Consider the following 12769-nt stretch of genomic DNA (forward strand, 5'->3'; position numbering starts at 1 on the left):
TATCATGGAGAGTTTGATCCTGGCTCAGGATGAACGCTGGCGGCGTGCCTAATACATGCAAGTCGAACGCATCACCTTGGTGATGAGTGGCGAACGGGTGAGTAAGACATAAGCAACCTGGCTGTACCAGGGGGATAACGCGTGGAAACATGCGCTAAGACCGCATAGGCTTTAACTAAGCATTTAGATAAAGTTAAATATCCTAAGGGATAGGGAACAGATGGGCTTATGGTGCATTAGCTAGTTGGTGGGGTAAAGGCCTACCAAGGCGACGATGCATAGCCGGCCTGAGAGGGTGAACGGCCACACTGGGACTGAGACACGGCCCAGACTCCTACGGGAGGCAGCAGTAGGGAATTTTCGGCAATGGGGGGAACCCTGACCGAGCAACGCCGCGTGAAGGAAGAAGGCCTTCGGGTTGTAAACTTCTGTTATAAAGGAAGAACGGCTAATACAGGGAATGGTATTAGAGTGACGGTACTTTGTGAGGAAGCCACGGCTAACTACGTGCCAGCAGCCGCGGTAATACGTAGGTGGCAAGCGTTATCCGGAATTATTGGGCGTAAAGAGGGAGCAGGCGGCAATGGAGGTCTGTGGTAAAAGGCTGAAGCTTAACTTCAGTAAGCCATGGAAACCAAATAGCTAGAGTGCAGAAGAGGATCGTGGAATTCCATGTGTAGCGGTGAAATGCGTAGATATATGGAGGAACACCAGTGGCGAAGGCGACGATCTGGTCTGTAACTGACGCTCAGTCCCGAAAGCGTGGGGAGCAAATAGGATTAGATACCCTAGTAGTCCACGCCGTAAACGATGAGTACTAAGTGTTGGGGGGACAAGCCTCAGTGCTGCAGTTAACGCAATAAGTACTCCGCCTGAGTAGTACGTTCGCAAGAATGAAACTCAAAGGAATTGACGGGGGCCCGCACAAGCGGTGGAGCATGTGGTTTAATTCGAAGCAACGCGAAGAACCTTACCAGGTCTTGACATCTGGATAAAGACTCTAGAGATAGAGGGATAGATATATCCAAGACAGGTGGTGCATGGTTGTCGTCAGCTCGTGTCGTGAGATGTTGGGTTAAGTCCCGCAACGAGCGCAACCCTTGTCGTTAGTTACCAGCAGTAAGATGGGGACTCTAACGAGACAGCCGGTGACAAGCCGGAGGAAGGCGGGGATGACGTCAAATCATCATGCCCCTTATGACCTGGGCTACACACGTGCTACAATGGACGGATCAAAGGGAAGCGAAGAGGCGACTTGGAGCGAAACTCAAAAACCCGTTCTCAGTTCGGATTGCAGGCTGCAACTCGCCTGCATGAAGATGGAATCGCTAGTAATCGCGGATCAGCATGCCGCGGTGAATACGTTCTCGGGCCTTGTACACACCGCCCGTCACACCATGAGAGTTGATAACACCCGAAGCCGGTGGCTTAACCGAAAGGAGAGAGCTGTCTAAGGTGGGATCGATGATTGGGGTGAAGTCGTAACAAGGTATCCCTACGGGAACGTGGGGATGGATCACCTCCTTTCTAAGGAGAAAAAGGTTCTGTTCAGTTTTGAGTGGAGACACTCAAGGAAAAGAGATCATTGAAAACTGGATAATAAGATGAAAAGAAATATTAGAAAGATCAGGAGAAATCAAGGATCTTTCCTAATAGTCGAAAAAACTAAGAAAAAGTAACAAAAGCAAATCTAGGATAAGAAAAGAAGAGCGTATGGAGGATGCCTAGGCACAATGAGGCGAAGAAGGACGCAGCAAACGGCGAAACGCAGCGGCGAGTGGTAAGCACACGCAAGAGCCGCTGATATCCGAATGGGGGAACCCACTATCTACGAGATAGTATCCATGCATGAATACATAATGCATAGGAAGCAAGACGCAGGGAACTGAAACATCTAAGTACCTGTAGGAGAAGAAAATAAAGAATGATTTCCTGAGTAGTGGCGAGCGAAAGGGAAGGAGCCCAAACCAAGAGTTATCTTGGGGTTATAGGACAGTCAAGAAAGGCAAGACACTTTACAGAAGAAATACATGGGAAGGTATGCGAGACAGGGTGAGAGCCCCGTATTCGAAGTAGAGCGAAGCCAAGACTGATCCTGAGTACGGCGGGACACGAGAAATCCTGTCGGAAGGATCGAGGACCATCTCGAAAGGCTAAATACTCCATTGTGACCGATAGTGAACCAGTACCGTGAGGGAAAGGTGAAAAGAACCCCGGGAGGGGAGTGAAAGAGAACCTGAAACCATATGCTTACAAGAAGTCAGAGCCCGTTAAGGGGTGATGGCGTGCCTTTTGTAGAATGAACCGGCGAGTTATGATAGTCAGCGAGGTTAAGCAGGAGATGCGGAGCCGAAGCGAAAGCGAGTCTGAAAAGGGCGAATAGTTGGATGTCATAGACCCGAAACCGAGTGATCTAGCCATGACCAGGTTGAAGTTGGGGTAAAACCCGATGGAGGACCGAACCGACCCCCGTTGAAACGTTGGCGGATGAGTTGTGGCTAGGGGTGAAATTCCAAACGAACTCGGAGATAGCTGGTTCTCCCCGAAATAGCTTTAGGGCTAGCGTCAGGGTAAAGTAGCGTGAAGGTAGAGCACTGAATATGTGATGGCCCCATCCCGGGGTACTGAACATAATCAAACTCCGAATGTCACGAAAACATACCTGGCAGTCAGACAGTGGGTGATAAGGTCCATTGTCAAAAGGGAAACAGCCCAGACCATCAGCTAAGGTCCCAAAATTATTGCTAAGTGGAAAAGGATGTGGAGATGTCCAGACAACTAGGAGGTTGGCTCAGAAGCAGCCACCCTTTAAAGAGTGCGTAACAGCTCACTAGTCGAATGACTCTGCGCCGAAAATTTACCGGGGCTAAGCAATATACCGAAGCTATGGATTGACATTGAAAAATGTGAGTGGTAGGGGAGCGTTCTATCATCGGAGAAGCATGATCGTAAGGACATGTGGAGAGGATAGAAGAGAGAATGCCGGTGTGAGTAGCGGAACGTGGGTGAGAATCCCACGCACCGAAAACCCAAGGTTTCCAGAGGAAGGTTCGTCCGCTCTGGGTAAGTCGGGACCTAAGGCGAGGCCGAAAGGCGTAGTCGATGGACAACAGGTGGAGATTCCTGTACCTAATAAAGAGTGATGGAGTGACGGAGAAGGCTAGACAGGTCCGGCGGATGGAAGAGCCGGAGCAAGCGGGATATCTGGTGTGTAGAAAAATGCGCATACCGCAAGGAGAAGACGTGAAGCGTATGGAAAGGGGCGACCCAAGTACAGAAGCTGTCGAAGCAAGCTTCCAAGAAAAGCTTCTAGCAAATTTTTATTAGCCCGTACCGATAATGGACACACATGGGTGAGGAGAGAATCCTAAGGTGAGCGAGAGAACTATGGCCAAGGAACTCTGCAAAATGACTCCGTAACTTCGGGAGAAGGAGTGCTTATGAAAATAAGCCGCAGTAAAACGGCCCAAGCGACTGTTTATCAAAAACACAGCTCTATGCGAAGCCGCAAGGCGAAGTATATGGGGTGACGCCTGCCCGGTGCTGGAAGGTTAAGAGGAGTTGTAAGATCGTAAGGTCGAAGCAATGAATTGAAGCCCCAGTAAACGGCGGCCGTAACTATAACGGTCCTAAGGTAGCGAAATTCCTTGTCAGGTAAGTTCTGACCCGCACGAAAGGCGTAACGATTTGGGCGCTGTCTCGGCTGTAGACTCGGTGAAATCTTAGTACCTGTGAAGATGCAGGTTACCCGCGACTAGACGGAAAGACCCCATGGAGCTTTACTGTAGCTTGATATTGGACTTTGATGAAGGATGTACAGAATAGGTAGGAGACAGGGATACATGCACGCCAGTGTGTGAGGAGTCGACGTTGGGATACTACCCTTCCTTGATTGGGGTTCTAACCGGATGCTTTGAAGCAAGCAACGGGACAGTGTCAGGTGGGCAGTTTGACTGGGGCGGTCGCCTCCCAAAGAGTAACGGAGGCGCCCAAAGATACCCTCAGCTTGGATGGAAATCAAGCGCAGAGTGCAAAGGCAAAAGGGTGTTTGACTGCGAGACAGACAAGTCGAGCAGGGACGAAAGTCGGGCTTAGTGATCCGGCGGTACCGAATGGAAGGGCCGTCGCTCAACGGATAAAAGCTACCCTGGGGATAACAGGCTGATCTCCCCCAAGAGTTCACATCGACGGGGAGGTTTGGCACCTCGATGTCGGCTCATCGCATCCTGGAGCTGAAGTCGGTTCCAAGGGTTGGGCTGTTCGCCCATTAAAGCGGTACGCGAGCTGGGTTCAGAACGTCGTGAGACAGTTCGGTCCCTATCTGTCGTGGGCGCAGGAAGTTTGAGAAGAGCTGTCCTTAGTACGAGAGGACCGGGATGGACACACCAATGGTGGACCAGTTGTCACGCCAGTGGCACAGCTGGGTAGCTAAGTGTGGCAGGAATAAACGCTGAAGGCATCTAAGCGTGAAATCCCCTTCAAGATGAGACTTCCGGACGCAAGTTGGAAGACCCCTTAAAGACGATAAGGTAGATAGGTCAGGAGTGGAAGTATAGTGATATATGGAGCGGACTGATACTAATAGGTCGAGAACTTAACCTAGAAGAAGAAAGAACTTATTATCCAGTTTTGAGTGAGAGCTCAGAGGAATCCGGTGATGATGGGGATATGGAGACACCTGTAACCATCTCGAACACAGAAGTTAAGCATATCAACGGCGAAGATAGTGAGCGATCGCGAAAATAGCAGATTGCCGGGTAAGAGAAGGAGGAGTTCCTCCTTTTTTTATGTATTGGAAAGAGACATGTCTATAGAGAGAGAAGAGAGATTTCTACTCTTTTTTGTGTACTATTTCTCTTTTTTTGTGTATAATAATAGTAACGAAGGGGGAATATTTATGAAACTCGTTATCGCAATTGTTAATAAGGATGATAGCTCTGCTGTTGCTTCTACTCTTAACAAAGCTGGTCATTATGTTACAAAATTGGCTTCTACCGGTGGTTTCTTAAGTAAGGGAAACGTTACATTATTGATCGGAACAGATGAAGATAAAGTAGATGCTGTTATTGAGTTAATCAAATCTGAAGCTAAACAGAGAGTAGAAAAAATGCCTACAATGAACTCTTTAGCTTTACCAGAAGTTTCTTTAGCCACTATGATTGATGTTGTCGTAGGGGGAGCTACAATCTTTGTAATTGATGTTGATCAATTCAAAAAATTCTAATAATAGACTTCTATTGGGCATATACCTTCGCGTGTATGCTCTTTTTCTTGTGCTCCATTTAAAATATAGTATAATAGGGCATATGAAGGAGGGAGTATATGCCGATAAATAGAATCAAACTCAAAGACAATGCTAAAGATTTTTTAAGAAGTCACTATATCTTCGCTACAATTATTTGTGCGATTATTCTTATTATATGTGGGAACGATACATTTTTATCGATTCGCTTTGATTGGAATACAAACCAAGTTATATATTTTTCTTTTAGCGGAATATTGTTGTTTCTTACAAGAATTATTTTTTCGATTATCACTTGGGTGATCATTTATATTTTGCGAATTTTTGTTTTTAACCCGCTTTTGGTTGGAAAAGCACGTTATTTTACAGGTGGGAATTATGACTCTGTAGGAGATCTGTTTTACGCATTTAGCGGCAGTCATTATTTCAATATTGTAAAGACGATGTTTGTCAGAGATATTATGGTCTTTGTATGGACTTTATTCTTTGTAATCCCGGGAATTTATAAAATGTACCAGTATAGAATGGTAGTATATCTGCTGGCTGAAGATCCCAGCATGGATACCTTAGAAATTCTGCGTCTTTCTAAAGAGATGACGATGGGCAGAAAGATGGAAATCTTTTATTTAGACTTATCTTTTATCGGTTGGCGCTTTGTAGGATCTTTTTTAGGTGGATTACTGTTGTTTTTTATCCAGCCATATTTCGATGCTACGTATGCCCAGCTTTACTTTGAACTGTGTGATGAGAGAGACTATATAGCTTATTAATAGAAGAAAGGATACAGGTGAACGAGATATGTTATTTATTGAATACCCAAAATGTTCGACATGCCAAAAGGCAAAGAAGTTTTTAATAAACCATGGAGCAGACTTTGATGATCGTCATATTGTAGAAAACACACCTATAGCAGCGGAATTGAAACAGTGGATCGAAAGATCAGGATTGCCAACTAAACGTTTTTTTAATACCAGTGGCAATGTTTATAAAGAAATGAATCTAAAAGAGAAAGTAGATTTGCTGACAATCGATGAAGCCTGTGAATTGCTCAGTCAAAACGGAATGTTGATTAAGCGTCCATTGTTGATTACAGAAGATACCGTCTTAGTCGGGTTTAAAGAAAGTGAATACGAAATGATCATAAAATAATAAGGGAAGTGTTTCTCTTATTATTTTTTTAAAAAAATATTACTTTTCACTTTACATCTGTAAAATTTATGATATACTAATAAATGTAATAAATAGTAATGATTACTATTAATAAAGAGGAGGAAAAAATAATGGCAAAATATGTATGTTCAGTATGTGGATATGTTCATGAAGGAGATTCAGCACCAGAACAATGTCCAATTTGTAAAGTAGGAGCTGATAAGTTCGTAAAACAAGAAAGCGGAGAAATGACTTGGGCTGCAGAACACGTATTAGGTGTAGCTGAAGGGGCTCCTGAAGATATCATCATGGGATTAAGAGCAAACTTCGAAGGAGAATGTACAGAAGTTGGTATGTACTTAGCTATGGCGAGAGTAGCACATAGAGAAGGATATCCTGAAATTGGTCTTTACTATGAAAAAGCAGCTTGGGAAGAAGCAGAACATGCTTCAAAATTCGCTGAATTATTAGGTGAATGTGTAACTAACTCAACTAAGAAAAACCTTGAATTACGTGTAGATGCTGAAAATGGAGCAACTGCCGGTAAAGTTGAATTAGCTAAACGTGCTAAAGAAGAAAACTTAGATGCAATTCATGATACAGTTCATGAAATGGCTCGTGATGAAGCACGTCATGGTAAAGCATTTGCTGGATTATTAGAAAGATATTTCGGAAAATAAAAATGTATGAAAAAAGATCGGATCTGTTAGATTCGATCTTTTTATTTATCTGCAAAGTGAGGATAAATCACTTTGCTTTTTCTGTTTCAAAGAGATATTGGATCTATAATAATGGCAAATTATTAGAGAAACAGAAAGTTAGTCTAAACTAACTGTAAATTCATATTAAAACATTATTAATATAAAGTCAATAGTTTAATTGGTAAAAAATGAACGTAATAGGTAAAATGACGTTGAATTAAAAAAATTAAAGAATATAATAAAAGTAGATAAGTATGTTTTTATGTTTGCTTAAAGTAATCATGGAGGTAAGCGAGAATGAAACGGTTTTGTCGATGGGGAATTGCGTTTGTTTTAGTGCTTAGTATACTGTTTACTCTTATAAGAGTACCGATATATGCGAATGATGCCAATATTACTGTGGAAGGCAGTACAATTTATGCAAATGGGACATCTTTTCGCTTGAAAAAAGATAATGATGGAAAAAATTATATATACGATCTTAAAGGAGAGACCAAATTATTGGACACCGCAGTAAATTGTTCAACGATTTATGGTGGGAGTAAAAACAATAGTGTAAATGGTAATATTGAAATGATTGTGGAGGGTGTCTATGTAAGTACGATTTATGGTGGTGGTTATAGTGATGGAACAGGAAATGCTGATGTGAATGGCAATGTTACAATACGTGTTATTGGAAATGTAAACGGTGGCAGCATTTATGGCGGTGGCTATGCCAATGCACTTAAAGGAAATGCTCAAGCAAATGTTACAGGGTCAGTAAAAGTAGAAGTATCTGCAACGCCGACTTCTAATCATGGGAATATTACGTGTGGCGGATATGCTTATACAAATGGCGTTTATCAGGCCGTTGCCCAGACAGGAAGCACAAATGGTTATGTGACAGAAAGAGTATATTCCATTCGTGGCGGTGGTAATGCAAGTTCTGAAGCCAGTGGCTATGCCAACGCAGATGTTAATGGCAATGTCACACTGAATGTTGACCATGCCGATATTCGTGAAGTATACAGTGGCGGATATGCATCTGGGAATGCACAGGCAAATGTTAACTTAGTGACAACGAACATTTATAATAATACGGAAATCATGATTCTCCAAGGGGGAGGACAAGCCAGCCAAGGGATAGCTAATGTGAATCAAGTTGTTTTATCATTAAACGATTGCAGCAATATATACGGCTATATTCGCGCCGGAGGGACTGCATACAGCGGAGGGCAAGCAAATACAAATTCAACGAATCTTAGTATTCAAAATTCAGTCATCCCCGCTGATACACAAGGGAGTAATATTGTCGCTGCAGGAATCTATGGCGGTGGTGCAGCCAATGGAGCAGGATCAACGGCAACAGTAGGATATGTTTCTATGGATATCGGCAATACCAGTACGGCAGGTACCTTTTACAGTGGCGGAGAGGCAAGTGATGGTGGGAATGCAGCGGTAACCTCGGCAAATGCCAGCTATCATCAATTAACCGGAAGCCTATTTAATGGTGTTACTTATTATTCAACTGTAATTGCCGCAGGAAGTGGGGCTGACGTTAATGCTATTGATATATCCGATACACAGGTAAGTGTTCAAGGCAGCGTTTTGGATAATATTTGGGGTGGAGGAGAAAACAGAGGAAATCCACTCAGTTTGAGCGGAAATGCAGATTTGATCCTCTATGATGAAATGACATTGCAGTCTGTTGCCAATTTTGATTCGATTACATTAAAAGCAGCCCTGCATGTCACTATGTTAATGGGAAAAACATTAGAGATGTCAACGCTTTTAGTTGCAGATGATGATCTGACAGTGGGGGCACCACTAGTCTATTGTGATGATACGGTGGGAATGGAAAATACGTTCTTGTTAAATAACGGCAAATTAGAGTATGTGATTGAAGAAAATAAATCTGTTTGGAAAGTAGGGATTATGACCTACACGATTGAAACGAAAGCAAACAGCGGTGGAAAGATTACGGAAACACAAAGCGTCAATAAAAATGAGTCATCCAAAATAGAATGGGTGCCTGACAATGAGTATGAAGTTATAAGCGTAATGATCGATGGTCAGCCTTATGATATCAACGAAAAATCTTATACCTTTACAACTGTCAGAGAAAATCATCATGTTGAAGTTACGTTTAGAAAGATACCGGGGATTATTAAGGAACAGGTAGAAGTAGAAAAAGGAAACAACTTGGCACTTCCTGATCTTCAAGTTCACTTAGACCAAACTTTGGCAACAGAGTTATTAGATGAAGAAGATAAAGCGGCTGTGGCTGATGGTAAGGATGTGGAATTTAACCTTAAAATGGATGAAGTCACTAAGATTCCTAATTCGGTTGTACAAGGCTTAAAAAACGTAATAGATGAAAAGAATGTATTGGTAAACTTGGATCTGACATTTTTTAAAAATGTTGCCGGCACGATTTCTTCAATACATCAGACGTTAAAACCCATCAGAATTACTATAACGATTCCCCAAACGTATTTAGACCAAAGCAATGGACGTGAATTTGCGGTGATTCGCAGTCATGCAAATGCGGATGGAACGATTATCACGGATATTCTCAAAGACCTAGATGATGATCCTGCAACGATTACTTTTGAAACTGATCGTTTTTCAATCTATACATTAATCTATGATGAGCCAAAAACGGATCAGCCTATGCAGCCATCAGAACCGGATAATAAGGAAGAAGTTCCTCATCGAAGTGGAGAAAGTGATGCAAATATGGATGTAGAAACTGATCCGACTTCTTTAAAAAATGGAGAAAATACCCTTCCTTCTTCCATTGATACTGGGGATCAAATCCAGTATAAAGGGTATATGGGGCTTTGCATTGGATCGCTTATCTTGTTTGGTCTGCTTATAGTGGGGTCTAAAAAGCGTTCGATAAAGTAAAATAGCGGTATAACAGAAATCTGTTATACCGCTTTCTTAATGATGGGCTAATTCATTTATTAAAAACTGTTTAATATATGGATTGCTTTCTTGACTTAAAGTTGGCATAAATGCCATGAAACGACACTTTTGGTATTGTTCATTGTCAAATGAAAAGGTATATCCCATCGCACACTTTTGATTGCAGTCATCCGGATTAATTAGCCGCTTGCAGATCGAAGCTTTACTAATCTCTTTTTTCATTTTCTTAGGCAGACTATTTAAAAATTCTTGATATTGTCCAATATGATCTGCATAGATACGCAGTTTGATACCACTCTTGCGAAATACAAAATTAGCTAAGGTTTTTTTAGTATTCAAGAAAACATAAGACACTAAATAACCGCTTTTAGCCGGCTTGATTTCACATTTGCATTGATTTTCTGTTAGAAGATTATGCAGGTCTTGGACAAAATCTTGATATTGTGCTTCTACACTGTTAAGAAATAAGTTAAAGTTATCATTCATCTTTCGTTCTCCTTTATTCCATGATTGGAATCCAAATTTGACTCAAATAGTTTTCATCGTAACTGTTTCCATCACTGTACCATTCCAGTTCAGGGCAATCGGCATGCTGAAAAGGGTATTTAATGACCCATTCTTCAAGCAGGTAGCGCCAGCCATTTTGAATAGCCTGTGGGGTAGGTCCCAGACAATCAAAGATCGCCCAAGTTTCTGCGGGAATGATGATTTCTTCAAATCCGTCCGGCAGTTCCTTATCAGATATGACCATGATCGCGTAATCGATGTCTTCTATCAGAGGATCGGCAGCACTAAATAAGCCAAAGATTCCTCTTTTATTTGCGGTGTCTAATGAAATCAATTTTGCAAAAACACCATTTCTTTGACACTCACTCCAAAATTCGGGAATCTTAGAATAGTGCTCATTATTTTGACGACTTACTTTGATTTTTTTACCGATTAAACGAAATGCGTTCTTTTGCTTTAGTCGCCAGGCATACTGTTGTTTCGAATGCAGCTGCATTTTAGGATATACTTTTAATTCGACATCTTTATTTCTGGCTTCTCTGGGTGATACCCCATGAAACTGCAAAAATGCTTTGGTGAAAGAAGTAGGTGAATCATAGCCGTATTTATAAGAGATATCCACCACTTTTAGATTCGTACTTTTGATATCATAACCCGCTAATGTTAATTTACGAAAGCGAATATATTCCGCAAAACTGATTTTATTCATATAGGAAAACACTTTCTGAAAAAAATCAAAGGAACATCCGGCAATCTGTGCAATTTCATCATGATCAATCGGGGCCTCATCTCTTTGTAAATGATTTTCGATATAGTCAATAATAGTTTGAAGCAATGCATTCCAGTCCATTGGATTCCTCCTTATTTGTTTGACTGATCCTATTTTAGCATTTATAAAACGGGAGTGCATCTTATTTTTGGTACTGATTGGATAGATAATAAAAAGATGACAAAATTTGTCATCTTATTTGACTTTATATTCTCTTAGATTCATTTCTCCTGAAAAGTGAGAATCAAACTCACGTTTAAATTGAAAATCTAAACTTTCATATAAATGATTCAGTTTTTCATTATGACGCCGACAATCCAAGCGCAGATAATCTTTATGTTCCTGCTTTGCATATTCTTTGATTCTTTCCATGATCTTTCCCGCATAACCACGCCCGTTAAACTGAGGCAAAACAAAGAGTTTATGAACATAATATGCATTATCCTGATTTTCTTCTATCGTCCAGTAAGAGTAGTCTTTTTCTAATAGTAGAAAGCCGCCAATCACATTCTGATCTTCATAAACAAGATAAGTTTCATACGTATCATAGACTTCTTCTAATCCCTTTATCGTTAATGACTCATCGCTCCACATTTTTTGCGGTAAGCTGTCATTTTTTATTTTAATATGTGTTAAAAAAGATTCAGGAGAGGCTAGTTTAACGATCTCCATGTTGTTCTTCCTCCTTTTTTAATAAATCATCGATACATTCACCAACACTGCCGACGAAATGATTCACATGTTTTTTTAATGCCGGTTCGATATGTTCAAAAGAATAAGCGTGATCAGTGACATCAAACATTGAAATATCGTTTAAAGAATCCCCGATTACCGCAATATCCTCTTTATCAATATTGAAATGTTCCGCAATCATCAGTACGCCGTTTCCTTTAGAACACCCCTTTGATACAACATCGACATTAATCGTATTACGGTATGCGATGATTTCATCGGAGAAGTGGGCATTGATAAAATCAACGGCTTTTTGAGCCTGATCTTCTTCCCCCTCCATAAACTTAATCGCCATAAACGAATAATCTACGTCTTCTAATTCATTAATATCTTCGATGAGTTTAAATGCACGATTGGAAACAGCACGATGAATCACAACCGCTCCTTGTTCTGTAAAGAACATATATTCCTTTGGACATTGAGTGGCATTATAAATACGAGTCACAATATCTTTGTTTAAAGGGCGATCAAAGAGGATCTGCCCGTTTTTTCCTATAAGCTTTGAACCACTGGCTAACACTAAAAAATCTAAATGAATGCCATAAGGATCAGTGACATGCAGAATGCCGTCTAAATTGCGTCCGGTTGACATTCCAAATAGATTTCCGGCTTCTTGGAATTCTTTGATTTTTTTAATATCACTTTCTTTGATTTCATTATTAAAGGCTAATGTACCATCAAAATCACTTGCTAAAAGTTTCATTTTATACCTCCATACTTGCTTATTTTATCATTTATTTGGCAGGAGCGGATAGGAGT

Annotated in this window: 9 protein-coding genes and 3 rRNA genes; 8 read left to right on the forward strand and 4 right to left on the reverse strand. The window is 41.3% G+C overall.

All coding sequences use genetic code 11. From position 1 onward, the window contains the following. Position 1: 1 nt before the first annotated feature. The 8 genes from BN1225_RS01720 to BN1225_RS13960 all read left to right on the forward strand — a co-directional run bounded on the left by BN1225_RS01720 (position 2) and on the right by BN1225_RS13960 (position 9981). Positions 2 to 1527: ribosomal RNA gene (locus BN1225_RS01720) — 16S ribosomal RNA — on the forward strand. Positions 1528 to 1693: 166 nt separating this feature from the next. After that, positions 1694 to 4602: ribosomal RNA gene (locus tag BN1225_RS01725) — 23S ribosomal RNA — on the forward strand. Positions 4603 to 4650: 48 nt separating this feature from the next. Further along, positions 4651 to 4759 (forward strand): 5S ribosomal RNA (gene rrf / locus BN1225_RS01730). The 16S, 23S and 5S rRNA genes sit together here, the layout of an rRNA operon. Positions 4760 to 4897: 138 nt before the next feature. Continuing rightward, the gene (locus BN1225_RS01735) at positions 4898 to 5224 is read left to right on the forward strand and encodes a cyclic-di-AMP receptor (RefSeq protein ID WP_041138124.1); all 327 of its coding nucleotides are present in this window, start codon (positions 4898 to 4900) and stop codon (positions 5222 to 5224) included. A gap of 98 nt (positions 5225 to 5322) precedes the next feature. Then, a complete protein-coding gene (locus BN1225_RS01740; protein ID WP_052466209.1) occupies positions 5323 to 6012 on the forward strand; it encodes a DUF975 family protein in 690 nt (229 codons plus the stop codon). Between the two features lie 28 nt (positions 6013 to 6040). Continuing rightward, a complete protein-coding gene (locus tag BN1225_RS01745) occupies positions 6041 to 6391 on the forward strand; it encodes an arsenate reductase family protein (protein WP_041138125.1) in 351 nt (116 codons plus the stop codon). Between the two features lie 131 nt (positions 6392 to 6522). Then, positions 6523 to 7071 carry an NADH peroxidase gene (locus BN1225_RS01750; RefSeq protein WP_041138126.1) on the forward strand — a complete coding sequence of 183 codons (549 nt, stop codon included), beginning with the start codon at positions 6523 to 6525 and terminating at the stop codon, positions 7069 to 7071. A gap of 318 nt (positions 7072 to 7389) precedes the next feature. After that, positions 7390 to 9981 (forward strand): autotransporter outer membrane beta-barrel domain-containing protein, encoded by a 2592-nt coding sequence (locus BN1225_RS13960; protein WP_052466212.1) that lies wholly within the window; start codon positions 7390 to 7392, stop codon positions 9979 to 9981. 36 nt (positions 9982 to 10017) lie between these two features. On the opposite strand, the gene BN1225_RS01760 is transcribed toward BN1225_RS13960, so the two are convergent. The 4 genes from BN1225_RS01760 to BN1225_RS01775 all read right to left on the reverse strand — a co-directional run bounded on the left by BN1225_RS01760 (position 10018) and on the right by BN1225_RS01775 (position 12713). Then, a complete protein-coding gene (locus tag BN1225_RS01760) occupies positions 10018 to 10488 on the reverse strand; it encodes a hypothetical protein (RefSeq protein ID WP_041138127.1) in 471 nt (156 codons plus the stop codon). Between the two features lie 13 nt (positions 10489 to 10501). Beyond that, the gene (locus tag BN1225_RS01765) at positions 10502 to 11359 is read right to left on the reverse strand and encodes an AraC family transcriptional regulator (protein WP_041138128.1); all 858 of its coding nucleotides are present in this window, start codon (positions 11357 to 11359) and stop codon (positions 10502 to 10504) included. A gap of 114 nt (positions 11360 to 11473) precedes the next feature. Beyond that, positions 11474 to 11950: a GNAT family N-acetyltransferase gene (locus BN1225_RS13965; protein ID WP_052466215.1), complete on the reverse strand. Its 477-nt coding sequence runs from the start codon at positions 11948 to 11950 to the stop codon at positions 11474 to 11476. Then, positions 11937 to 12713 (reverse strand): HAD-IIB family hydrolase, encoded by a 777-nt coding sequence (locus BN1225_RS01775; protein WP_041138129.1) that lies wholly within the window; start codon positions 12711 to 12713, stop codon positions 11937 to 11939. The genes BN1225_RS13965 and BN1225_RS01775 overlap by 14 nt, the downstream gene beginning before the upstream one ends. Positions 12714 to 12769: the final 56 nt, after the last annotated feature.

The sequence above is a fragment of the Beduini massiliensis genome (assembly GCF_000829905.1).
In the GTDB taxonomy this organism is placed as follows: Bacteria; Bacillota_I; Bacilli_A; order Erysipelotrichales; family Coprobacillaceae; genus Beduini; species Beduini massiliensis.